Raw genomic sequence first — 23,201 nt, 5'->3', positions numbered from 1 at the left:
ATCGCGAGGCGGTGACCCCTAGCGGCCGTTCCGCTCGCGCTCCACGTCCTGACGCAGGACGTGAAGGTCTTCGCTGATCTGGAAGACGGCCACGTAGAACTCGCAGAAGGCGCGCCAGAGCAGCACCGCGATGAAGACGCCCATCAGGCCCACGCCCAACACCGCCGCGGCCAGGAAGATGCCCCAGCCCCCCTCGCGGATGGCCACACCCACAGAGGCGCCCACGACGCCGAAGGCGATCACGCCGATGATGCCCAGGCCGGCCCAGTAGACCAGATGGACGACCGTGCTGGTGATCAGCTTCTCGAAGGTCAGCAGATCCCACAGGAATTGTCGTGGAAGGCCCTGGGGTCGCTCAAGGGGTCGCCGCATCCGGATTCCGAGACTCAAGTGGGGCGAACGCCTCGCCCAAGGCCCGAACCGCTATCAGCCGGGGCGACGGCCTGCAACGGCCTGCGACTAGCCCGTGACGGTTGAGCGCGGCGCCGTGGCCTTTCCGGCCGCGCCGCCGATCAGGCCCGCCACGGCCGATCCGGCCGTTCCGAAAGCCAGGAGCGAAGGCGGGACGTCGCCCAGAAGCACCGACGCCCCGATCCCCAGGAACGCGCAGGCGCCTCCGGCGAGCACGCCGCCCACCAGGCTCATGGCCCAGCCGGCTCTCGCGAGCCTTGCGTAGAACACGCCGGCCACAAGCGAGATTCCCATGCCGCCCAGGGCGAAAGCCCCGGCGACGGCCGGTGAAAAGTGGCCCGCGACCACCATGCCGACCTGAGCGGCTGTGGCGACCAGGGTCACTCGGGCGAGGGTTTTCGTATTCATCTCAGTTCGCTCCCTTGGGCGGCGCCACTTTCGCGGAGGCGGCCTTGGCCTCCTGCTGGGCCTGAACCTGCTTCCAGTCGATCGGCCCCTTGGTGAAGCTCTCTTTCAGCTTCATCAGGGAGTAGGCGTTCCCCCAGCCGAAGTGCTTGTAGAGGGTGTCGTATGGCTCGCCGGGCTTGTAGCCGACGGCTGTCAGGGTCACCCGCGTGCCGCCCGCCGAGGCGTCCGCGAACTCCATCACCGTGACGATCTCGCCGAACTGCTCACGGCCGGGCAGGGTCTTGGGTGCGTTCACGTTGCGGATCGCCAGCGTCTGCTCCGGCTGGAAGACGACGATCTGGTTCCGGATGTTGTCGACGTCGCCGATCCTTGCCTTGAAGTCGTAGCTGCCCTCAATCGTCCCACCGAGCTTGCCGTCCACCAGCGCCACGGGGACCGCCCAGGCCCGGTAGCCCTCGGTCGTGGTGAACCGCTCCCACACGGCCTTGCGTGGCGCGGGCACGTCGATGGCGATCCGCAGCACCTTGTGGCCGTTCGCCTGTACGAACGAGGTGTCGGTCACGTCTGGGTAGTCCTTGATCGACTGGGCGGCGGCGCTGCCGGCAAGGGCGAGCGCTGCCGCAGCGGCCGTGAGGCGTCCGATGATCTTCATTTGGGCTGTCCCCCTGATGCGGCCTGCTCCAGCCGGTTGAGGTAGTCGCGAAGGCCCGCCACCGAGGCGTCGAACGCTTCCAGCGTGCGGTGGGTGCGCGACTGCATCACGCCCCCCTCCATGACGTTGAGCACCAGGATCGCCACCATCCGGCGGTCGAGGTCGGCGGGCAGGCGGTCTCCCGCCTCGTCCAGGCAGCGCTCGATGTGGCCGACCCATTGGGTGAAGTTGAGCGACAGCAGCTCGCGGACCGGCGGGTCGGGCTCGTGCAGCTCCAGTGCGATCGAGCCGATCGGGCAGCCGTAGAGGCAGTCGGTGGCCTCGAGCATCCCGCGGTAGCGCGCCAGCAGCGCGAATACCTTCTCGATGGGATCGTCCACGCCGTCCCAGGCGGGGGCCAGCAGCATCGGCTCGATGCCCTGGCGATAGAGGTCCAGCACCGCGATCAGCACGTCCTGCTTGGTGGGGAACGCATGGTACAGGCTGCCCGCATTCGCGCCGGCCTCGCGCAGGATGTCCTGGATGGATGTGCTGAGGTACCCCTTCTCCCCGAAGAGCTTGAGCGCGGCGAAGACCAGACGGTCGCGGGTGGGCAGGTCTTCCATCGGGGCCTTGGTTGAGCGTTCAACTCAGACCTAAGCACGACTTGAATGAGCGTTCAACTGCCTTCCCGCGAGAGGGGACCAAGGGGCCCGAGGATCGCGGCGTGAAGACGGCGCGCGGCCGGCCGGGCGTCCGACCCTCGCAGGAACGAGGCTCTGCGGCCCTGGCCTAGTTTGGTGGAAGAGGTTTCCCCGCTCCGCCGCGCGCTCTCGGGGAAGCTAGATCGAACCCACCGTCTTGAGGCGCGCGCGGGGGTGGATCTCGTTCTGGCTCATGACCGGGGTCTGGCCGCGGAAGCGTTCGATGATTGAGCGGACGTAGGGCCTCACCGTCGGGCTGGTCAGCAGCACCGGGGTGTCGCCGGCGAGCGCGGCGCGTTCGAACGTCTCGCGCACGTTGCGGATGAAGTCCTGCAGGCGCGAGGGGGCCAGCGCCAATTGCTTCTCTTCGCCCGCCCCCACGAGGGCGTCGGCGAAGGCGTTCTCCCACTCGGGCGACAGCGACACGATCGGCAGGGCGCCGTCGTCGCCGCGGTAGGCGTAGCAGAGCTGGCGAGCCAGGCGGCCGCGGACCTGTTCGACCAGCATGGTGATCGATGTGGTGTGCGGGGCGGCTTCTCCGATGCCTTCCAGGATGGCGCCGAGGTCGCGGATCGAGACCCGCTCGCGCAGCAGCGACTGCAGCACGCGCTGGACGGTGGTGGCCGAGACGACCGTGGGGATCAGGTCGTCCGAGAGCTTCTTCTGCTCGGGCGGCAGCTCCTTGAGCAGCTTCTGGACCTCGGCGTAGGTCACCAGATCGGGCATGTTCTCCTTGAGGATCTCGGTCAGATGCGTGGTGAGCACTGTGGCCGGGTCCACGATGGTGTAGCCGCGGAAGCTGGCTTCCTCGCGCAGCGAGTCGTCGATCCAGGTCGCTGGCAGGCCGAACGCCGGCTCCTTCACATGCTCGCCGGGCAGGTCGACCTGGGCGCCGCGCGGGTCCATCGCCATCAGCTGGCCGATCCGCACCTCGCCCGAGCCGGCCTCCATCTCCTTGATGCGCAGGCAGTAGCCCATGGAGGGCAGACGCATGTTGTCGAGGATGCGGACCGACGGCATCACGAAGCCGAAGTCGGCGGCCAGGGTGCGGCGCAGCGCCTTGATCTGGTCGGTGAGGCGGCGGCCTTCCAGGTCGTTGATCAGCGGCAGCAGGCCGTAGCCCAGCTCGATCTTGATCTCGTCGATGGCCAGGGTCTGGCCGATCGGCTCGTCTTCGGGTTCCGCTGCGGCGGGCTCGATGGCGATGGGCTCAGGCTCGCTGGCCTTCTGCGCGCGCCGCCAGGCCAGGACGCCGGCGCCGATCGACAGGGCCGCGAACGGGATGATCGGCATGCCCGGGATCAAGGCCAGCACGCCGGCGGTCGCCGCGACCATACCAAGGGCGACCGGGTTCATGGCCAACTGCGAGACCAGCGCCTTGTCGGCCGAGCCTTCGACGCCGGCCTTCGAGACCAGGAAGCCCGCGGCGATCGAGATGATCAGAGCCGGAATCTGGCTGACCAGGCCGTCGCCGATCGACATGATCGTGTAGCTGGAGAAGGCCTCGGCGATCGGCACATTGTGCTGCAGCACGCCGATCAGGATGCCGCCGATCACGTTGACGGCCAGGATGATCAGGCCCGCGATCGCGTCGCCGCGGACGAACTTCGAGGCGCCGTCCATGGCGCCGAAGAAGGTCGATTCCTGCTCCAGCTCCTTGCGGCGCAGCTTGGCCTGCTCCTGGTCGATCAGGCCCGACGACAGGTCGGCGTCGATCGCCATCTGCTTGCCGGGCATGGCGTCGAGGGTGAAGCGGGCCGCGACCTCGGCGATCCGGCCGGAACCCTTGGTGATCACGACGAAGTTCACGATCACCAGGATGATGAAGACGATGACGCCGATGGCGAAGTTGCCACCCATCATCAGCTTGCCGAACGTCTCGATCACGGCCCCGGCGCCGTGGGCGCCCTCGTGGCCATGGCTGAGGATCAGCCGGGTGGTGGCGATGTTGAGGGCCAGCCGGAACAGGGTCGCGACCAGCAGCACGGTCGGGAACGACGTGAAGTCCAGCGGCCGCTTGAGCAGGATCGACGTCATCAGGATCAGGATCGAAGAGCCGATCGAGATCGTGAGCAGGAAGTCCAGGACGAAGGCGGGGATCGGCAGGATCAGCAGGACGACGATGCCGACGATGCCGAGCGCCATGGCGACTTCGCCACGCGCCAGCATGCCCCACACGTCCTTGGGTGAGGGCGCGGTATTGTATCGGTAGGTGGAGCCGGTGTCCGCCATCGAAGGTTAAGCCGCGTTCGCGCCCATCTGCGGGGCCGGCACGGAGACGCCGGCCTCGGTGTATTCCTTCAGCTTGTTGCGCAGCGTGCGGATCGAGATGCCGAGGATGTTGGCCGCATGGGTGCGGTTGCCGAAGCAATGCTCCAGCGTCTCGATGATCAGCGTCTGCTCCACCTCGGCGACGGTCTGGCCGACGAACGAGCGGGTGGCGATGTCCGCGGCCGAGGCGGCCGCCTGAGCCGTGCGGGCGTGCGCGTCCACGGCCGCCAGCGGCTGGCCGTCGGGCAGGCGGATGGCGTTCTCGTCGATCTCGGGTCCCACCGAGAGCAGCACCGCGCGGTGGATGGCGTTCTCGAGCTCACGCACGTTGCCGGGCCAGCGGTGGCCGGCCAGACGACGCTTGGCTTCCTGGCCCAGCGGCTTCTCGGCCATGCCGTTGGCGGCGGCGTACTTCTTCACGAAGAACTCGGCCATGGCCAGCACGTCGCCCGGACGCTCGCGCAGCGGCGGCAGGCGAAGGTTCACGACATTGAGGCGGTAGAGCAGGTCCTCGCGGAACGTGCCGTCCTTCACCGCCTGGGTCAGGTCGCGGTTCGAGGTCGCGAGGATGCGGATGTCGACCTTTACGGGCTTGGAGCCGCCCACGCGGTCGATTTCGCGTTCCTGGATGGCGCGCAGCAGTTTGGCCTGCAGCCGTGTATCCATCTCACTGATTTCGTCCAGCAGCAGGGTGCCGCCATTGGCCTCCTCGAACTTGCCGATGCGGCGGGCGAGCGCGCCGGTGAAGGCGCCCTTCTCGTGGCCGAACAGTTCGCTCTCGAGCAGGTTCTCGGGGATGGCCGCGCAGTTGACCGAGATGAAGGTCCGATTGGCCCGGCGCGACTTCTGGTGGACGTAGCGGGCGATGACTTCCTTACCGACGCCGCTCTCTCCGGTGATCAGGATCGAGGCGTCCGAAGGCGCCACCTGATCGGCCAGCGAGATCACCGCCTGCATCGACGGGTCGCGGACCACCATCGGGCGGTTGTCGTCGCTCACCGCAGACAGGACCGCCGCGATCAGCTCGGCTTCCGGCGGCAGCGGGATGAATTCCTTGGCCCCGGCCCGGATGGCCGCGGCGGCGCGCTGCGGATCGGCGGCTATGCCGCAGGCCACGACCGGCACGCGTATCCGCTCATCCTCGTTGGCGGCGATCAGGCCGGCGATATCGAGGTCGTAGTCGACCATCAGGAGGTCCGCCCCCTGGCCCGAGCGCAGCGCGTGCGTCGCCGCCTCGATGGTCTCCACGTGGCTGACCTTCGCCCCGGCGCTCATCGCCATCTTCACGGCGGTGGCGAGCTGTCCGCTCAGTTTTCCGACGACCAGAAGCCGCATTCTCTAACTCCCCTGTCCGCCAGGCCTCAGGCCTGTGCGTCGCCGTCCTTGATGATTTCCGTCATAGTCACGCCCAAGCGCTCGTCGACGATGACGACCTCGCCGCGGGCCACCAGGCGGTTGTTCACGTAGATGTCGATCGCCTCGCCGACCTTTCGGTCCAGCTCCAGGATCGAGCCCTGGCTGAGCTGAAGCAGCTGGGCCACCGACATCGAAGAGCGACCCAGCACGGCCGAGATGGCCACGGGCACGTCGAAGACCGGGGCCAGGTCGCCGGCCGTGCGCTCTTCGCTGAGCAGGCTCGCCAGGACGTTGTCGGCGTCTTCTGAAGGCGCGAACTCGTCGAGTTTCAGTTCGTCGTCGGCCATGGGTCTTAGCTTTCTGAACCGGGAATAAGGGGTTCGGCGTGGAGGCCTTCAGAGGCGAGGGCGGCTTCAAGCGCCGCTGTCACGCGCTGGGCGGCCAAGGCGGGATCGTAGGCCGCCTGGCCGTCTCCGAAGTCGAGGGTGAAGGCATTTGGGCCGAAGCTTCCGTCGGGCTTCACGATCAACGCGCCCTCGAAGCCAAGGCTGCGGGCGGTGTCGTCCAGGACGCTCTGCAGCCTCTCCGCCAGGACCGGGTCGGCCGAGACGACCAATCGCGGCTGGGCGTCGATCTCGCGGGCCAGCGAGGCCAGGGCGGCCTGCGCCGGCGCCTCGGGAAACTTCTCGAGCGCGGCGTCGGCGATCGCTCGCGCACAGGCCAGGGCCAGCGCCGCCGAGCCCAGCCGGTGCTCATGAGCCACCTCGGCCAACCGGGGCAGGGCCTGGTTGCAGGCCGCCGCGATCTGGCTGAGCGCGTTGGCCTGCTGGGCCGCGATGCTGGCCATGGCCGCGCGCTCGCCCTCGGCGCGCGCGGCCTCGCGCAGTTGCTCGACCTCCTCCAGCGGGTACAGCCGCTTGGGGCGCGGCGCCTGGTAGGCCACGCCGCCCTTGCCGTCGAACTCGGTGTCGAAGCTGAATTTCTGGAGCGCTTCGGACATCAGTAGATCAACTCATCGTCGCTGCCCGAGCCGGCCAGCATGATCTCGCCCTTGTTGGCGAGGTCCTTGGCGACCTGGACGATGGCCATCTGGGCCTGGTCGACGTCCTTGAGACGGACGGGGCCCATGGTCTCCATGTCCTCGCGCATGATCTTGGCGGCGCGTTCCGACATGTTGGAGAAGAACATCTCGCGCAGGCTGTCCGAGGCGCCCTTCATGCCCAGGGCCAGCTGATCCTTTTCGACGCCGCGCAGCAGGGTCTGCACGCCGCCCGGGTCGAGCTTGGACAGGTCTTCGAACACGAACATCAGGGCGCGGATGCGCTCGGCCGCCTCGCGGTTGCGCTCTTCCAGGGCGGTGATGAAGCGGGTCTCGGTCTGGCGGTCGAAGGCGTTGAAGATGTCGGCCATCATCTCGTGGCTGTCGCGCTTGGAGGTGCGCGCCAGGTTCGACATGAACTCGTTGCGCAGGGTCTGCTCGATCTTGTCCAGAATCTCGCGCTGCACCGGCTCCATGCGCAGCATGCGCATGACGCACTCCAGGGCGAAGTCCTCGGGCAGCGAGGCCAGGACCCGAGCGGCGTGCTCGGACTTGATCTTCGACAGCACCACCGCGACGGTTTGCGGGTATTCGTTCTTCAGGTAGTTCGCGAGCACGGCCTCGTTCACGTTGCCGAGCTTGTCCCACATGGTCCGGCCGGCCGGACCCCGGATCTCTTCCATCAGCTGGTCCACCTTCTCAGGCGGCATGATGGAGGCCAGCAGCTTCTGGGTCTGTTCGAACGACCCCATGATCGAGCCCGTCCCGGCCGCGCCGGACACGAACTCCACCAACAGGTCCTCGACGACCGCGGCGGTCACGTTGCCCAGCGACGCCATGGCCTGGGAGATCTCCTTGATCTCCTCCTCGTCCAGGGCCTGCCAGACGTGGGCGTGCTCTTCGCCCAAGGCGAGGAGGACCACGGCGCACTTCTCCGCCCCGTTCAGGCGGGAGGGATCGACGATGTTCTTACCGGGAGAACGCGCCATCAGGTCGTCTCATGCAGCCAGGAGCGGAGGATCGCCACGGACTCGTCGGGGTGACGTTCCACGAACTCGGAAACCTTCTTCACCGCGCTCGCGCGGACCTGGCCGTCGACGCGGGCCATGTCGATGCGGTGGTTCGGGTCCTCGGAGCCCATCGGACCGGGCAGCGCCAGCTGGTTGTCCCCCGAAAGCTGCATCTGCTGGCCGTCCGCGGCGACCATGACGCGCTGAATCTGGGCGGGCGCGATCATCGCCGGGCCGCCGTTCTTGCCCTTCTTGCCGCCACCGGCGCCCAGCAGGGGGCGGGCGACGAAGAAGATCATCAGGATCCCCACGATCGCCAGCACCGCCAGTTCGGCCGCGCGCATGATGTCGTTCTTGTCGAAGCCCATCAGGGGATTGGCGGCCTCGACCCCGCCGCTGGTGTCGGCGGTGGGGAACCGCACGTTGATCACGCTGATCTGGTCGCCGCGCTCCTGGTTGAAGCCGACGGCCGAGCGGACCAGCTGCTCGATCTGCTGCATTTCCTGGGCCGAGCGAGGCGTGTAGGCGCCGGGCTTGCCGTCCTTGCCCGGCGCTCCGGTGGCCCCGTCGACCGCCACGGCGACGGACAGGCGCTTCACCGTGCCGGGCTCCTGCACCTCGGTGCGGACGGTCTTGGAGATCTCGTAGTTGGTGGTCGAATCGGTGCGGCCGCTGGACGAGCTGTTGTTGGCCGCGTCGCCCCCGGCGCCAGGGACGTTGGCGGCCACCGAGGCCTGGCCCGAACCGGCCTGATCGTTGTCGCGGCTGCTTTCTTCAGCGGTGCTTTCCGAACGGATCACCTGACCGTCCGGATCGAAGGTCTCCTGCTGGACGGTCACCCGCGCCAACTCCAAGTCGGCGGTGACGTTGACACGGGCCTTGCCGGCGCCGACCACGCCCTCCACCAGCTGCCTCACCTGCTTGGCGATGCGCTGCTCGACCTCCGACTTGCGGCCGTCGGCCTCGGCGGCCATGCCGACGTCGCCGCCCGAGAGCGTCTTGGCGTGCTGGTCGACGACCGTCACGCGGTCGGGCTTCATGTTGGGAACAGCGCCGGCCACCAGGTTCTGGATGGCGCGCACCTGATCGGGCGTCGGCTCGCGGCCGCCGACACCGATCGTCACCGAGGCGGAGGGCTGCTCGGCCTCCTCCTCAAACAGTTGGCGCTTGGGCAGAACCAGGTGCACGCGCACCGAGCTGATCCCGTCCAGGCCCTGAATGGTGCGGGCTAGTTCGCCTTCCAGGGCGCGCTGGCGGTTCAGTTGCTGGACGAAGTCGGTCTGCCCCAGGGCGTTGGCTTCGTCGAAGATCTCATAACCGACCGAGCCTGCCGTCGGCAGGCCCTTGCTGGACAGCATCAGGCGGGTGGACGCCACCTCGTCGCGGGGCACCAGGATGGTCGAACCATCGCCCTTCACCTCATACTTCACGCCGGCCTGGTCCAGGGCGGCGGTGATGGACCCCGCCTCCTTGAGATCGAGGTTCGAGTACAACAGGGACTTGGGCTGGCCCAGGTTCAGGAAGATGGCGGCGGCGACAGCGGCGACGCCGGCGGCAAGGCCCAGGATCGCGGCCAGACGGCCGATCCCAAACCTCTGCAGCATGGCCGTAAACTGGTTCAAGGCCCCTCGCCCCCCCGACACGCGAAGGGGCGCGCCGACGCGTCTCCCCTCCAGGTAGGCAACAATTTCCCAGTCCTTGGTTAAGGGGGGGTTTAGACTTGGCTGTAGCCGAGGCCTTTCACGTCGCGACCAGCGGTCGCAGGCTGTTCCCCAAGCCTCTCCCGATCAGGCGGGGCCTGATCGGGGCAAAGAGGCTCGGCGCCTTAGTCCGGAGCACAATCTGGACGCCGAACCGGCGTGGACTGCGCCCTAGCTGCTCCAGGGCTCGAGGGCCCCGTTCATCGCCAGAAGCACGGAGAAGGCCGTGTAGATCAGCACCGAAATCGTGAAGAACGTCTTTCGGGAGGCTGACCACGAATCGACCCGGCGACCGCCCTGCCAGACCGACAGCAGCGCGGCGATCGTCAGCAGGCCCAGCGCCGAGGCGACGAGGGCGGAGGCCGACGCGGTCACCAGGAGCAGGCCGGGGAAATCGTACATGAGCGCCTGGATGTCCGATGCGCCGCTGGCCCAGAGACCGAACAGGACGAAGGACGCCAGCCAAAGGCCCGCCTGCATGGTCTGAACGATGGCGGCCCTGGCCTGGATCTGGTTTTGCCGCACCTCGCGACGGTTGCGCAGCGCAAGGCCTGCGAAGTTGGCCAGGGCGGCGAACAGAGTGAGCCCCGCCATCCACGTCAGCGTGCTCAGCCGTTCGGTGAAGGGCGCGCGCTTTTCGGTCTGGGCGTTGATCGCGCCGCGGTAGCTCACGGCCCGGCCCTGCTCCATGTGGAACATCAGCCGGCTGTCGCCGAGGGTGGAGATGAAGCGGCCCTCGGCCACCGGTCCGTCGGGGACCCAGGCCCGCTCGTCACCCAGCGGGCTGCGGGTGATCAGCCGGCCGCCGGAGGTGACCTCGACCTCGGACGACCCGGCGATCAGGCCGACAAAGCCTTCCAGCCCGCCATTCGCACGTCGGGTGGACAGGTACGCCCCATCGAACAGGTCGCCCGCCCGGGCCAGCGCCGCCGAGCCCGGCCGCGGGAACGCCTCGGGCTTGGCGTAGAAGTACCGCACGATCGACTCGGGGAGGGGGCCGGCGAGCTTTGCGCCGTTCTCGCTGTTGGTGCTGACGAAGATGCCGAGTCCCAGCTCGGGGATCACCATCATGTTGGAGTGGAAGGCCAGCGTATCGCCGCCGTGGCCATAGCCCTTGAAGTCGCCCGGCAGGCTGAAGACCATGAAGCCGTGGGCCCACCCGTTCACGCCGTCCGGAGTCTGGCGCAGCTGCGAGCGGAAGGCGCGGGCCGCACGTGGCCCGAACACGGTCTTGCCGTTCCACTGTCCGTCGCCCAGCAGCATCAGCATATACCGGGCCATGTCGCCCGCGGTGGACGATGCGGAGCCGGCCGGCGCCACCTGGCCGATGTACTCGTAGTCGTTCGCCGCGAACCCCGCGTTGCGCCAGCTGTACCCGGTCGAGATGTCGCTCCGCAGCCGCTGGGGCATCGCCGCCGGCAGACCGCGCCGCTCGGGTCGGGGTTCGCGGAACGTGGTGCGGTTCATGCCCAGCGGAACGGTGATTTCGTCCTCGACCATCCGCTCGAATGTCTTGCCCTTGCCGAAGGTCACCGCCGCGCCGGCCAGGCCCACGCCATAGTTGGAATAGCTGGAGATCAGTCCCGGCTTGCGGTCGCGGCCCGGGCGCTCCTGGCGCAGGTAGAGGTCGAGGGGGCGGACGCGGCGCGGATCGCGCTCGAACAGCTGGCCCAGCGCCCGGTCTTCGAAGCCGGGCGTGTGCTCCATGAGGCTGCGCACAGTGACATCGCGCGATTTGCCGGTCAGGCGGACCTTTTCGTTCAGATAGAGATTGATTGGGGCGTCGAGGCGGATACGTCCGGCCTCGACCTCCTTCATCAACAGAATCCAGGTGAAGGTCTTCGAGATCGAGCCGATGCGGAACAGCGTCCGGTCCGGATCCACGGGCTTGCGCGGCTCCAGGTTGGAGAAGCCGTAGCCCTTCTTCAGCACCACCTGGCCATTCTGCACCACCGACACGGTCGCGCCGGCCACGTGCTCGCGGCGCATGGCGTCGGTCATCCAGCCGTCGACGAAGGCCTCCAGTTCCGCCGGCGCGATCGTCTGGCCGACAGGCAGCCGCGCGCCAGGAATCACGCGAACAGGCGGCGTCGACGGTTCCGCCGTCGCTGCGACCTGAGTGATCGGCGCCTTGAGAAGCGGTGCTTCCTGCGCGGCCGCGGGCGCGACCAGAAGCACCAGCGTCGCCAGCACCGCCTTGCCGAGGCTACGCATTGCTCTTCGATCTCCCCAGATAGCTCGCGACCATATCATTTGGGTTGAGTCGTGGACCGCGAACTCGCCGCGACGAGGTGAAGCGTGGCGGCGCGTGGCAAATCCGCTATGTTTAACGGGTCGAAAGCGCCGCGTGGCGCTCGGAGGCCATATGGGTGCAAGGTCGTCAATCATCGCCGCGCTGGCGCTCGCCGCCGCAGGCTTCGCTGCGCCGGCCGGCGCCGCCGAGCTTTTCAACGGCAGTTTCGAGGACATCCTCAACGACTGGGCGGCAGACGCCAGCCTCTTCCAGACGCCGGGCGTGTTCGAGCACAAGGACGAGAACGGCGTCCCGGACGGCAAGGTCTACACGCCGGTCCATGGCTCGATGCTGGGCGTGATCCAGGCCGGTTTCGACACCTCGCCGATGTTCATCACCCAGACGTTCACCACCAAGGGCGGGACATTCTCAGGCTCGGCCGCGTTCCTCGCCGAGGACTATGCGGACTATAACGACTACGGCTACGTGCGCCTCATCAGCGGCGGCAATGTGATCGAGCTGTTCTACCGCGACATCGCCGGCGGGCCCGGCGTCGGCGTCGGCGCGTTCGGCTACACCGACTGGACGTCGTTCTCCACCGTGCTGGCGGCCGGAACCTATACGCTCGAAGCGGGCGTCGCGAACGGCGTCGATGGCGAAAACCCCAGCTTCCTGCTGGTCGACGACTTCCGCATGAACGCAGTGCCGGAACCTACGACCTGGGCCCTGATGATCGCAGGCTTCGGCCTGGCGGGCGCGGCGCTGCGCCGTCGCAAGCTGGCGCCCGTTCCCATCCGGGTGGATCGCGACCGGCGTCGCTAGGGTTTTCTGGCCGTCCCCGGCGCTTCGAAGGCGTAGAGCGGCAGCATGGGGCGCAGTTCGGCGCCGACCCAGATCTGCGGCTCGGACGGCGGGCTCATCTTCTCGGCGATCTCGCGTGTGCGCACGCAGTCGCGCGTGGCGTTGGCCAGCGCTCCAAAGTCTCGCGCCTGTGGCATCGAGGCCAGGAAGCAGTCGTCGAAGTAGGGGTATTTGTTCGCCTGGCCGCAGCCGAACGAGGTCCGGTCGGGCCGGGCCGCCGTCAGCACCATGCGATTCGACTTCGCCAGCGCCGGCACGAAGACACCCGAGAAGCAGGCCGAGATCACCACTACCGTGGGCCGCTTGCCGCAGGTCTGGTCCAACATCGTGGCCAGCACGCCGGGGGCGAGGATTCGCTGATCGACCTGCGCGCCCTGCGGCAGCCCGTGTGAGGTGAGGTAGAACAGACATCCGCCCGGCGCCTTGCCGGACACATCCACCATGGCTTCGTAGATGCCCCGCAGGTCGGACTTCCCCGGGTTGGTGTCCTTGTAGCGCTCGGGCCGCACGGAGAATTGGCGGATGTTGGCCGGCTGGAAGCCCGCCCGGCCCAGGGCCAGGGTCACGTCGCGACGGGCGTTGTCGAAGCCCTCGGTCGCGCCGCCGTCGCTCGCGTGCCAGTCTCCGGCCACCACCACGGCCGACCAATCGGCGAACGCCGCCGCCCGCGCCCCGCCCGCCGCCGCGAGCCAGAGGGCCGCGAAGAGCAGAACGAGCCGGCGCACGCCGACTACTTCTTGTAGTTCTGGAACGGCGTCGGGATTGCTGTCCCGGTCGCCTTGGCCAGCAGCCGCCCTTCGGGGTCGTAGAGCTCGCCCTCGGTGAAGGCCACCTGTCGGCCCCATTTCACGACGCGGCCGACGCCCTTGATCTTCCCCGGCGCGCCCGGCCGGAAGAAGCTGGTCTTCATCTCCAGGGTTGGCGCGACCGCGGTCATGCCCGAGGCCACCATGCAGGCCACGCTCATCGCCTCATCCAGCATGGCGCAGAGATAGCCGCCCTGGATCTGCTTCATCGGGTTGAGCAACAACTCGGCCTTGGCGTCGAACTCCACCTCGACCGACTTCGTCGCCTGGCTCACCGAGACCATGCGGAAGCCCAGGGTCTGCGAGCCGGTGGGCTGGTTCTTCGTGCGGAGGAAGCGCGCGAGGATCGCCTCGTCTGTCAGCGCTTCAGGTTCGGCGTTGGCCGTCGTGGCCGCCACATCGGTCATGAGGGCTATTTCTTCCGGAACTGGTCGAGGGACACGACGGTGGCCTCGGTCGCCTTCGGCGCGACCGGCGCCTCCTTCGGGGCGGGCGCCTCGGCGCGCGCCTCGGGCGGGGCCGGCGGCGGCGGCTCGAACTGCAGCAGGAACTGAACCGAGGGGTCGTAGAAGCGGGTGATTGCGCCGTACGGGATCGACAGACGCTTGGGCTGGCCGCCGAACTGCAGGGTCACCGAGAAGAACGTCTCGCCCGGCGCCAGATCCCAGTACTGGTGCTGCAGAACGATGGTCATCTCGTCGGGGTACTTGCCCAACAGGTCCTGCGGTCCCGAGACCCCAGCCGCATCGGTCTTGAAGGTGATATAGAAATGATGCGAGCCCGGCAGGCCCTCGGGCGCGGCGGCGCGCTTCAGGGCAGCCTTCGCCACGCCGCGCAGCGCATCCTGCGCCATCGCTTCGTAGTTCATCAGATCCTGGACCGGCGGATCCTGGGCCACGCGCAAAACTCCAAACCACGGAACATGTCGAAGGTAACGTTTGATGAGGGCGGTGCAAGGCCGGATGACCCATGTCCGTCCCGGGTCGTCTTCATGACGCAAGTCTTGTCAGCCAGCGACGCGGACATGATGACCTTGTCGACCCATGCCAGGACCAGGAGAGCGATGTGAGTGGGAGGCTTCCTTCGGCAGGCCTCTCGCAAGTGCTTGCTGGAGCGGGAAGCGCGCCTAGGAAGTAGGTGGGAGGCTTCTGTTGGCAGGCGCCTCCAAACCCTTGCCTTGCAAAAGGGAGGCGCCAGGAACCGTCGGGAGGAAGGTGGGAGGCTTCTGTTGGCAGGCGCCTCCCGGGCCCCGCCTAAGGATCTGAACCCCTAGGACTTAGGTCGGATGTCACCGAACCGCATTACGCGGCGAGGCGGACTTCCTCAGCGAAGTTATCGTTCGCACTTAGTTTAAAGACCCGGGACGGTGGGTCATGCCGAGAGAAAGCAACGCCTTTACACGTCTGTCGATGCTGATCGGCCCCGCACTGCCTCGGCGATAACCCGAGAGAAGATTGGTGGAGCCGCCGGGAATCGCACCCGGGTCCAGTCCGCTTATTATGCGCGCGTTTATCTCCATAGTCGGGCGAACCCGACGCCTCACATATAGGGGGTTGGGCGCGAGAACTGAAGGACTTCCGCATCCCTTCCGGCCGGGAAGCGACTCGCGAAGCGCCAACGGCGTGCGCGCATTCGTGGATCGCCACTGGCCCTTCGTGAGCGGATTCACGACGTTCGACGCCGGCCCGCTAGCCTTCAGGCGCCATATCGAGACCCCTGGAGCCAGACCCCGTGAACACCTTCGCCCAAGCCGCCAAGCCCCTGGTCAACGACCTCTTCTCCAGCCTGCTGTTCGCAGGCCTGCTGATTGCCGGCGTCGATCCGCTGACCGCCACCATCATCGCGATGGCGACCGGCGTGGGCCACGTCGTCCTGATGCTGGGACTACGCCGCCAGGTCGCGCCGCTGCAGTGGGCCAGCCTGGGCCTGGTGCTGGTGTTCGGCGGGGCCAGCCTCGTCGTGCACGACCCGCGCTTCCTGATGGCCAAGCCCACGGTGATCTATCTCGTGCTGGCCGCGTTCATGCTGCGCAAGGGGTGGATGATCCGCTACATGCCGCCGATTGCGCGGGGCCGGGCCCCGGGCGTCGTGATCGCCTACGGCTATGTCTGGGCCGGGCTGATGGCGCTGAGCGCCGGGATGAACCTGGTCTTCGCGATCGCGCTGCCCGAGCACTGGCCGCTCTACAAGGCGATCTTCCCGATCACGTCCAAGCTGGCGCTGTTCGGCGTGCAGTACGTCCACATGCGCGCCGCATCGATCCGCGAGATCCGGGCCGAGCAGGCGACGCTGGCAAGCGCGGCCTGAGGTCAGGGCCGGGACGGCGCGGTCGCCGGGGCGTCCGCGTCTGGCTCCGCCGACCGCGCAGGCTCCGCGCCGGGTGCAGGAGCTCGTGCATCAGGATTGGGCTTGAGCCGGCCGCCCTCGGCCAGCAGGGCGTGGTAGGCGTCGCGGGGTCCCGCGAAGCTGGCGCCCTTGGGAAAGATCACATCGAAGCGCCCGTCGCGGCCCAGCGCCGCGCCCAGCATCGCCTCCAGCACTTCGCCGACCTCGCCCACCTCGGCCGGATCGCAGGCGCGGTGCAGGACGGCGGATCGTCCGGCTGTCACCAGGGTCAGGTCGTATCCGGTGCCGTCGACGCACAAGGCGTCGGCCAGGCCGGGCTGCTCCACGCGTACGTCACGCGGCGATCGCCAGAGCGGAAGCTGCGCCAGCGCGCGGAATCGGGCCGCCGCGCCCTCGGGCAGCTGTTCGTCGAAGCCTACGCGCCGCCCGATCCCCGCCTCGCAGCAGGCCAGGCCCGCGCGCGCCTGCACGAAGGCGTCGCCGCCGCGCACCACGATCCGGGTCACCGTCTGGCGCACGCTGTTCGAGGGCCGCGTCCAGAGTTCCAGGATCATCTCGTCGCCCCGCACCAGTTGCCACTGCAGCGGCAACAGGCCCCAGAGCCGATAGGTTGACGCATCGACCCCGTTGTCCGGCATCGGCAACCGCTCGCCCCGGCGCATGCGCCGTCCGCCCAGCGGGTCGGCGGCCTCGCTCGCCTTGGGCCGCTTGTCGTCCCACCAGGTCTTGGGGTCGGGCGCTGGGAAGGGCCATACCGCGGCCTCGGCGGGCGGCAGGTCGGACGGCGGCGGACGCGGCCCCTCGGGGGGCGGCTTGGCCTTGCGCGGGATCGGCACGATCAAAGGAACCTGCGCCGTCGCCGGGGTAGCCAGGCTCAGCACAAGGATCGCAGTCAGGGCGGCGCGTACGGACACGCCATGAAAGAAGCGGCCGGCCCTGCGGGTTCCGCCTCGGTCCTAGAAGACCTCGACACCCCGCTGCAGCGACAGCACGCCGGTGCGCGACACCTCGACCAGGCCGAGGGGCCGCATCAGGTCGACGAACTTGTCGATCTTGGCCGACGCGCCGGTCAGCTCGAACACGAAGCTCTCGTGGGTGGTGTCCACCACCTTGGCGCGGAAGATGTCGGCGACCCGCAGGGCCTCCACGCGCTCGACGCCCGTGCCTCTCACCTTCACCAGCGCCAGCTCGCGCTCGATGCCGTTGGGATCGCGGGTCACGTCCTGGACGTGGCGGGTCGAAACCATCTTCTGCAGCTGGGCCTCGATCTGGGCCAGCACCTGCAGGGTGCCGCGGGTGACGATGGTGATGCGGCTGGTGTGGGCCGTGGAGTCGGTCTCGGCCACGGTCAGGCTGTCGATGTTGTAGCCGCGCGCCGCGAACAGCCCGACCACCCGGTGCAGCACCCCCGGCTCGTTGTCCACCAGCACCGCGAACGTGGCGCGGCTCTCCTCCTGGTCGGTGTGGGCCAGATCGTAGACGGAGGCGGGTTGGGTGGCGTCGGTCATGAGCAACAGGTCCTTGGGCAGGTGCCGCTCAGGTGTCACAGGATAGGCGCCATCGCAACCGGAGACGCCGCATGGACCTCAACCTCACGGGACGCACCGTCCTGATCACCGGCGCTTCCAAGGGCATCGGGGCGGCGGCGGCCGAGGCGTTTGCGGAGGAGGGGTGCGACCTGATCCTCGCGGCGCGCAGCGGCGAGGCGCTGGAGGCGCTGGCCGGGCGGCTTCGCAGCCAGCATCAGATCCAGGCCCGCGCCGTGGTCACCGACATCCGCGATCCCGAACAGCTCAAGGCCCTGGCCGAGGCCGGCCGCGACGCCGACATCCTGGTCAACAACGCCGGCGACATCCCGGGCGGCACGCTGGAGGCGGTGGACGAGGAGAAATGGCGCCACGCCTGGGAGCTGAAGGTGTTCGGCTACATCAACCTCACGCGCGCCATCTATGCCCACATGAAGGCTCGTGGCTCGGGCGTGATCATCAACGACATCGGCGCCGCCGGCGAGCGCATGGACGCCGGCTACATCGCGGGCTCCACCGGCAACGCGGCGCTCTACGCCTTCACCCGCGCGCTGGGCGGCAAGTCGCTGCGCGACGGGATCCGCGTGGTGGGCGTGAGCCCCGGGCCGGTGGAGACCGACCGCATCGTCACCCTGATGAAGACCGCCGCCCAGCGCCGTTTCGGCGACGAGGACCGCTACCGCGAACTCATGGCCAACTACCCGCGGGGACGCCCCGCCAAGCCGCGCGAGATCGCCGACCTCATGGCGTTCCTGGCCTCCGACCGCAGCGCCTACACGACGGGCGTCGTGTTCACGGTGGATGGCGGGATCAGCGCCTCGCCGGGGTGATCGTGGTTCCGCGGCCACAGGCCGCGCGCCAATCGCACTCCAGGCCAAGCTCGGCCTTGCCCGGCGCCCGCGTCCTGTGAGACACGCCGCCCCTTCTCGAACGAGAGTCACCGAATGACGACGCAAAACCACACGAGCGAACGGGAGCGGCCTCCGGCCCTCGCACGCTTGCGCGCCGTCTCCGACCTGGGCGCGCGCCACCGCTGACGCGCCGCGCTCCCAAGGGCTGCGGCGCAACCCTGGGAGCTTACGATGTTCACCCGCTTTCCGGGCGGCTCGGCCAAGGCCGGGAGCCCTGGACAGACGACCCTTCTGAAACTGCTGGCCGGCGACTTCGCGCCGCGCGTGGCGGCGCTGTGGCCTGAGCCCCACACGTCGTTCCTCGCCGCGCCCGCGGTTCGGCGGCACCTGGTGTGCCTGGCCATCGCGCTGGGCCGCGACCTCTGCGCTCTGTCCGAGGCGCTGCTGGGCGCGCGCCTGCGCGTCGCGATTCGCCTGGTGATGGATGACGCGCCGTCGGGGCTGGAGCGAGCCCTGGCCCGCGCCGGCGAGACGGCCTGGGACGCGGACGCCTACCGCGCCCTGATCCGTCTGCTGGATCGCGGTCCGCCCGCGAAGGTGCTGCGGCACGCGCAGAGCCTGGACGCCGATCTGGTCCGCCGATTGGCGGGCCTGCCCGAGCCGATGGAGCCCGCGGCGGCCGTCGCGGCGTCGCTGACGCCCGAGGGCGTGATCGTGCTGCGCGAAGCCTACGACGCCCTGAGTCTCCGCGACGGTCCCGCCGCGGCGGAGGCGGCCGCAGGCGGCTGGGCGCGGGCGCCCAGCGCCAAGGCGATGTTCGAGCGCGTGCGCGACGACCTGACCCCCGAGCCGATGGCGCCGCCGCATCCGGGCACCGCCCGCCTGAAGCCGCTGGCCACGAAGGCGGCGATGAAGGACGCGGCGCGGCGCTACGGCAACTGCCTGAAGGACCGGGGCTCGGACGCGGCCACGGGCTGGGCGGCGTTCTACGAGTGGCAGGGCCGTCCGGGGGCGGTCGTGGCCATCACCCGCGACCACGTGTTCGGCTGGCGGATGGATGAGGCGCGCACGTTCCGCAACGCCGCGGTTCCGGCGGATGTGCGCGAGGACATCCTCTCGGACCTCTCGCTGATGGGGGTGCATGTGGGGCGCAGCGGCTGGTCGCTCGATCGGCTGCTGCGCGACGATGTGGGTCGCGGCTATCGCTACTGGCCGGTCGAGGAGGACGTGGCGGAGGCGTTCGGGGACGACTAGTCCCCGAACGCTGCCATCCGCGCGGCGCTCGCCACGCGAGGGCCTTGCCAAGCGCGGGCGGGCCGCCAACATGGGCGGCCATGTCCTCACTGCGCATGCCTCAGAGCCTGCTCCGCCGCCTCGGAGGCGAGCCGGCCGACGCCGTCATCCGTCACGAGCTGATGGAGGAGCAGGCCAATTCGCTGGGCCGCGCCGGCCGCAAGGTGGAGACCGCGCTCAAGGCCCTGGCCGAGCATCCCGGCGGCGAAGACAGAGCTGTCGTGCTCAAGGCCGCCGCCGACGCCGTCTGGGGCTTCTTCGTCCAGCGTGAGGTGATGGGGCTGCGCGACCGCAACGCCGTGATCGCCCATTACGGCATTCCTCGCGAGGTGCTGGTCCGCCTGGGCGCGCGCTGAGCGCTGTTAGAATTTCGGGTTGGCTGACCTGAGGGCGGTCGGGCCAAGCTGGGCTCCAAATCAAACGCGGGGGCCGGCCATGGCGATCTCTCTCTACGACTGCAGCGTGAAGTCCTTCCTCCAGGTGCTGGGGGCCGTCGGCAAGTTCCTGGAGAAGGGTCGCGCTCACTTGGTCGAGGCCGGGAAGGACCCGGAGGCCCTCGTCGCCACCCGCCTGCACGACGACATGCTGCCGTTCGCGTTCCAGATCGCCTCGGTGGCCCACCACTCCAGCGGCGCGCTGGCAGGCGCCAAGGCCGGTGTGTTCCATCCGCCGGGCCCCTTTGGCGAGCCCACCTACGCCGACCTTCAGAAATGGGTGGCCGACGCCGAGGCGGCGTTGAAGGCGCTGACCCCCGAAGAGGTGGACGCGCTCGAAGGCAAGGACATGGTCTTCCAGTTGGGCTCGGTACAGATGCCTTTCACCGTCGAGGGCTTCCTGCTCTCGTTCTCGACGCCGAACCTGCATTTCCACGCCACCACGGCCTACGACATCCTGCGCCAGGCCGGCGTGCCTCTGGGCAAGCGCGACTACATGGGCGCGATGCGCCTGAAGCGGTAAGCCGACGGCGCGTCAGGCCGCGACCGCCGCCACCTTGGCGCCCAGCACCCGCACCAGTTCGCTGGGCGCGAGCCGGACCTGCAGGCCGCGCTGGCCGCCGTTCATGTAGGCTTCGGGCAGCGCCGCGGCGTCGGCGTCGATCACGGTCGGCGCCGGCTTCTTCTGGCCGAAGGGGCTGACGCCGCCCACCCGGTAACCGGTGACCCGTTCGGCGTCGGCGGGCTTCATCATCTCGGCCGACTTTGCCCCAAGCGCCGCCGCCAGCTTCTTCATCGACACCTCGCGGTCCGAGGCCAGCACGACGCACGCCGGCTTGCCGTCGGCCTTCACCATCAGGGTCTTCAGCACCTCGGACGGCGGCGCGCCCAACGCCTCGGCCGCTTGCAACCCTACCCGTTCCGCGTTGGGGTCGTAGTCGTAGGTGGCCAGGGTGTAGGCCACGCCGGCCTTGTCCAGGGCGAGGGTTGCGGGGGTCGTCTTCGACACGGCGGCGAGCCTAAGGGCCGGCGTTCGGATAGGCCGGCCGGTCGTTCTCGATCGGCCACCAGGCCGCCTTTGACGCGGTCTGGATGTGGAAGCCGATCTCCAGCCCGGCGCCGTCGCCGTCCAGCGTCCCCACGCGCAGGCGCAGGAGCTCAGGCGCTTCGTCGCGCTGGCTGAACAGCGGGCCGCCGCAGGTGGCGCAAAACACGCGGCGCTTGCCGGCAGAGGCCCGATACTCGCGCATAAGGTCCTCGCCTTTCAGCCACCGGACGTCCGCTGTCGCCACCGGCGCATTCGCCCCGAACGGCCCGCCCTGCGCCTTGCGGCACTGGCCACAGTGGCACAGCTGGATCGGGGCCAGCGGCCCCGCCACCTCGTACCGGACGCCGCCGCAGAGGCAGCCTCCGGTCAGCAGCTGCGCCATCAGACCAGCCGCTTGCCGGCGTCGTCGATGATAGAGCCCAGGTCGCGGGATTCCTCGGCCATGATCATCTCGTTGTGCGCCTTGCCGGACGGGATCATCGGGAAGCAGTTCTCTTCCTTGGTGACCCGGCAGTCGAACAGCACCGGCTTCTTCACCTCGATCATCTCGCGGATCTTGTCGTCCAGCTCGTCGGGATGCTCGGCGCGGAAGCCCACGCCGCCGTAGGCCTCGGCCAGCTTCACGAAGTCGGGCATCGCGGCGGAATACGAATGGCTGTAGCGCTCGCCGTGCAGCAGCTGCTGCCACTGCCGGACCATGCCCATCCACTCGTTGTTGAGGATGAAGATCTTGATCGGCAGGTCGTATTGGATCGCGGTCGACATCTCCTGCATCGTCATCTGCACCGAGGCGTCGCCGCCGATGTCGATGACGAGCGCGTCGGGATGCGCCATCTGCACGCCCACCGCCGCCGGCAGGCCATAGCCCATGGTGCCCAGGCCGCCCGAGGTCATCCAGCGGTTGGGCTCCTCGAAGCGGTAGAACTGGGCGGCCCACATCTGATGCTGGCCCACCTCGGTGGTGATATAGGTGTCGCGGTCCTTGGTCAGCTCGTACAGGCGCTGGATCGCGTACTGCGGCTTGATCAGCTTGGCGTCGGGCTTGTAGCCGAACGAGTTGCGCGCCCGCCACGCGTCGATCTGGGTCCACCAGGTCTTCAGCGCGGCCTTGTCGGTCGAGAGGTTGCGGCTCTTCCACGCGGCGATCAGGTCTTCCAGCACGCTGGCGGCGTCGCCCACGATACCGATGTCGGCGCGAACGTTCTTGCCGATCGAGCTGGCGTCGATGTCGATGTGGATCTTTCGCGACGTGGGGGCAAACGCGTCCAGGCGGCCGGTCACCCGATCGTCGAAGCGGGCGCCTATGGCCACCATCACGTCGCAGTCGTGCATGGCGTTGTTGGCTTCGAAGCTGCCGTGCATGCCCAGCATGCCCAGCCACTTGTCATCGGACGCCGGGAAGGCGCCCAGGCCCATCAGGGTCGAGGTCACCGGCGCGCCGGTCAGCTCGGCGAATTCCCGCAGCAGCGCCGAGGCGCGGGGACCCGCGTTGATCACGCCGCCGCCGGTATAGAGGATCGGCTTCTTGGCCTTGGCGATCATCGCCACCGCCTCGGCGATCTTGCCAGCGTCGCCCTTGGTGCGCGGCGCATAGTTGTGGCTGTGTTTCACCTCGGTGGGGCCCTGATAGACGCCCTTGCCGAACTGCACGTCCTTCGGGATGTCGATGACCACGGGGCCGGGACGGCCCGAGGTGGCGATGTGGAACGCCTCATGGAGGATCCGCGGCAGCTCAGCTACGTCCTTCACCAGGTAGTTGTGCTTGGTGCAGGGACGCGTGATCCCGATGGTGTCGCATTCCTGGAAGGCGTCGGTGCCGATCAGGTGGGTGGCGACCTGGCCGGTGATCACGATCATCGGGATCGAGTCCATCAGCGCATCGACGATGCCGGTGACCGCGTTGGTCGCGCCGGGGCCCGAGGTGACCAGGACGACGCCCGGCTTGCCGGTCGAGCGGGCATAGCCCTCGGCCGCGTGGGTCGCGCCCTGCTCATGGCGGACCAGGACGTGCTGCAGCCGCGGCTCGGCGAACAGCGCGTCATAGATCGGAAGCACCGCGCCGCCCGGATACCCGAAGAGCACCTCTACGCCCTGGTCGATGAGGGCGCGAACGACCATCTCGGCGCCCGAGATGGTGGTGGTTTCGGCTTCGATCGTCTGATGGGCGGTCATGGGGTGGGCCTGGGCTTCTAGGTAATAAAAAAGGCCCGCGAGGGGCCTGGTGCAAGCGACCGGTCGGTCCTGACATTCAAGTCAGTCCGCTACGGTCGCCT

The 23,201-nt window shown here is 68.6% G+C and carries 25 protein-coding genes and 1 other RNA gene; 6 read left to right on the top strand and 20 right to left on the bottom strand.

Features of this window, described 5'->3' with window-relative positions:
• Nucleotides 1-18: 18 nt before the first annotated feature.
• From EPN98_RS12045 to EPN98_RS11995, 11 genes are all read right to left on the bottom strand, one after another.
• Entirely contained in the window at nt 19-372 is a 354-nt protein-coding gene (locus EPN98_RS12045) for a DUF4282 domain-containing protein (RefSeq protein ID WP_293362944.1), read from the bottom strand.
• Between the two features lie 87 nt (nt 373-459).
• Nucleotides 460-819, bottom strand: a complete 360-nt coding sequence (locus EPN98_RS12040; RefSeq protein ID WP_293362943.1) for a hypothetical protein — start codon at nt 817-819, stop codon at nt 460-462.
• A gap of 1 nt (nt 820) precedes the next feature.
• Complete coding sequence (locus EPN98_RS12035; protein WP_293362942.1) at nt 821-1,471, bottom strand: SRPBCC domain-containing protein; 651 nt, start codon at nt 1,469-1,471, stop codon at nt 821-823.
• Complete coding sequence (locus tag EPN98_RS12030) at nt 1,468-2,076, bottom strand: TetR/AcrR family transcriptional regulator (protein ID WP_293362941.1); 609 nt, start codon at nt 2,074-2,076, stop codon at nt 1,468-1,470. Before EPN98_RS12030 ends, EPN98_RS12035 begins: the two co-directional genes overlap by 4 nt.
• Before the next feature lie 216 nt (nt 2,077-2,292).
• Nucleotides 2,293-4,386 (bottom strand): flagellar biosynthesis protein FlhA, encoded by a 2,094-nt coding sequence (gene flhA / locus EPN98_RS12025; protein WP_293362940.1) that lies wholly within the window; start codon nt 4,384-4,386, stop codon nt 2,293-2,295.
• A 6-nt stretch (nt 4,387-4,392) separates the two neighbouring features.
• Nucleotides 4,393-5,760 (bottom strand): sigma-54 dependent transcriptional regulator, encoded by a 1,368-nt coding sequence (locus tag EPN98_RS12020; RefSeq protein ID WP_293362939.1) that lies wholly within the window; start codon nt 5,758-5,760, stop codon nt 4,393-4,395.
• 26 nt (nt 5,761-5,786) lie between these two features.
• A complete protein-coding gene (gene fliN, locus EPN98_RS12015) occupies nt 5,787-6,128 on the bottom strand; it encodes a flagellar motor switch protein FliN (protein ID WP_293362938.1) in 342 nt (113 codons plus the stop codon).
• Nucleotides 6,129-6,133: 5 nt separating this feature from the next.
• The gene (locus EPN98_RS12010) at nt 6,134-6,781 is read right to left on the bottom strand and encodes a flagellar assembly protein FliH (RefSeq protein ID WP_293362937.1); all 648 of its coding nucleotides are present in this window, start codon (nt 6,779-6,781) and stop codon (nt 6,134-6,136) included.
• A complete protein-coding gene (gene fliG, locus EPN98_RS12005; RefSeq protein WP_293362936.1) occupies nt 6,781-7,809 on the bottom strand; it encodes a flagellar motor switch protein FliG in 1,029 nt (342 codons plus the stop codon). Before fliG ends, EPN98_RS12010 begins: the two co-directional genes overlap by 1 nt.
• Nucleotides 7,809-9,434, bottom strand: a complete 1,626-nt coding sequence (gene fliF, locus EPN98_RS12000) for a flagellar basal-body MS-ring/collar protein FliF (RefSeq protein WP_293362962.1) — start codon at nt 9,432-9,434, stop codon at nt 7,809-7,811. Before fliF ends, fliG begins: the two co-directional genes overlap by 1 nt.
• Nucleotides 9,435-9,701: 267 nt before the next feature.
• Nucleotides 9,702-11,744, bottom strand: a complete 2,043-nt coding sequence (locus tag EPN98_RS11995) for a serine hydrolase domain-containing protein (protein WP_293362935.1) — start codon at nt 11,742-11,744, stop codon at nt 9,702-9,704.
• 151 nt (nt 11,745-11,895) lie between these two features.
• Here EPN98_RS11995 and EPN98_RS11990 point away from each other — a divergent pair, with 151 nt between their 5' ends.
• The gene (locus EPN98_RS11990; RefSeq protein WP_293362934.1) at nt 11,896-12,585 is read left to right on the top strand and encodes a PEPxxWA-CTERM sorting domain-containing protein; all 690 of its coding nucleotides are present in this window, start codon (nt 11,896-11,898) and stop codon (nt 12,583-12,585) included.
• On the opposite strand, the gene EPN98_RS11985 is transcribed toward EPN98_RS11990, so the two are convergent.
• The 4 genes from EPN98_RS11985 to ssrA form a co-directional block, all read right to left on the bottom strand.
• Nucleotides 12,582-13,349, bottom strand: coding sequence for a C13 family peptidase (locus EPN98_RS11985; protein ID WP_293362933.1), 768 nt, complete (start codon nt 13,347-13,349; stop codon nt 12,582-12,584). The two genes, EPN98_RS11990 and EPN98_RS11985, sit on opposite strands and share 4 nt — an antisense overlap.
• A 5-nt stretch (nt 13,350-13,354) precedes the next feature.
• Entirely contained in the window at nt 13,355-13,837 is a 483-nt protein-coding gene (locus EPN98_RS11980) for a PaaI family thioesterase (RefSeq protein ID WP_293362932.1), read from the bottom strand.
• Between the two features lie 5 nt (nt 13,838-13,842).
• Nucleotides 13,843-14,328, bottom strand: coding sequence for a ClpXP protease specificity-enhancing factor SspB (locus EPN98_RS11975; RefSeq protein ID WP_293362931.1), 486 nt, complete (start codon nt 14,326-14,328; stop codon nt 13,843-13,845).
• A gap of 315 nt (nt 14,329-14,643) precedes the next feature.
• Nucleotides 14,644-15,005: a transfer-messenger RNA gene (gene ssrA, locus EPN98_RS11970) on the bottom strand.
• A 156-nt stretch (nt 15,006-15,161) separates the two neighbouring features.
• Between ssrA and EPN98_RS11965 the strand changes: the two genes are divergently transcribed.
• The gene (locus tag EPN98_RS11965) at nt 15,162-15,737 is read left to right on the top strand and encodes a septation protein IspZ (RefSeq protein ID WP_293362930.1); all 576 of its coding nucleotides are present in this window, start codon (nt 15,162-15,164) and stop codon (nt 15,735-15,737) included.
• A gap of 2 nt (nt 15,738-15,739) precedes the next feature.
• On the opposite strand, the gene EPN98_RS11960 is transcribed toward EPN98_RS11965, so the two are convergent.
• Both EPN98_RS11960 and ilvN read right to left on the bottom strand, forming a co-directional pair.
• Complete coding sequence (locus tag EPN98_RS11960) at nt 15,740-16,690, bottom strand: hypothetical protein (RefSeq protein ID WP_293362929.1); 951 nt, start codon at nt 16,688-16,690, stop codon at nt 15,740-15,742.
• A 42-nt stretch (nt 16,691-16,732) separates the two neighbouring features.
• The gene (gene ilvN, locus EPN98_RS11955; RefSeq protein WP_293362928.1) at nt 16,733-17,284 is read right to left on the bottom strand and encodes an acetolactate synthase small subunit; all 552 of its coding nucleotides are present in this window, start codon (nt 17,282-17,284) and stop codon (nt 16,733-16,735) included.
• Between the two features lie 71 nt (nt 17,285-17,355).
• On the opposite strand from ilvN, the gene EPN98_RS11950 reads away from it, so the two are divergent.
• The 4 genes from EPN98_RS11950 to EPN98_RS11935 all read left to right on the top strand — a co-directional run bounded on the left by EPN98_RS11950 (nt 17,356) and on the right by EPN98_RS11935 (nt 20,403).
• Nucleotides 17,356-18,132 (top strand): SDR family oxidoreductase, encoded by a 777-nt coding sequence (locus EPN98_RS11950; RefSeq protein ID WP_293362927.1) that lies wholly within the window; start codon nt 17,356-17,358, stop codon nt 18,130-18,132.
• Between the two features lie 252 nt (nt 18,133-18,384).
• Complete coding sequence (locus EPN98_RS11945) at nt 18,385-19,407, top strand: hypothetical protein (RefSeq protein ID WP_293362926.1); 1,023 nt, start codon at nt 18,385-18,387, stop codon at nt 19,405-19,407.
• An 80-nt stretch (nt 19,408-19,487) separates the two neighbouring features.
• Nucleotides 19,488-19,802, top strand: a complete 315-nt coding sequence (locus EPN98_RS11940) for a DUF6665 family protein (protein ID WP_293362925.1) — start codon at nt 19,488-19,490, stop codon at nt 19,800-19,802.
• Between the two features lie 79 nt (nt 19,803-19,881).
• A complete protein-coding gene (locus EPN98_RS11935; RefSeq protein WP_293362924.1) occupies nt 19,882-20,403 on the top strand; it encodes a DUF1993 family protein in 522 nt (173 codons plus the stop codon).
• Nucleotides 20,404-20,415: 12 nt separating this feature from the next.
• Here the strand turns inward: EPN98_RS11935 and ybaK are convergent, their stop codons facing one another.
• From ybaK to EPN98_RS11920, 3 genes are read right to left on the bottom strand one after another with little or no spacing between them, the layout of a single operon-like run.
• On the bottom strand, nt 20,416-20,889 hold the full coding sequence (ybaK, locus tag EPN98_RS11930; protein ID WP_293362923.1) for a Cys-tRNA(Pro) deacylase: 474 nt from the start codon (nt 20,887-20,889) through the stop codon (nt 20,416-20,418).
• 10 nt (nt 20,890-20,899) lie between these two features.
• A complete protein-coding gene (locus EPN98_RS11925; protein WP_293362922.1) occupies nt 20,900-21,310 on the bottom strand; it encodes a GFA family protein in 411 nt (136 codons plus the stop codon).
• Nucleotides 21,310-23,100 carry an acetolactate synthase 3 large subunit gene (locus tag EPN98_RS11920; RefSeq protein WP_293362921.1) on the bottom strand — a complete coding sequence of 597 codons (1,791 nt, stop codon included), beginning with the start codon at nt 23,098-23,100 and terminating at the stop codon, nt 21,310-21,312. The genes EPN98_RS11925 and EPN98_RS11920 overlap by 1 nt, the downstream gene beginning before the upstream one ends.
• Between the last annotated feature and the right edge of the window lie 101 nt (nt 23,101-23,201).

It is taken from the genome of Phenylobacterium sp. (assembly GCF_004299445.1).
Taxonomy (GTDB): Bacteria; Pseudomonadota; Alphaproteobacteria; order Caulobacterales; family Caulobacteraceae; genus Phenylobacterium.
Note: the sequence above shows the minus strand (reverse complement) of the source record. Positions and strands in the feature narration are given on the sequence as shown.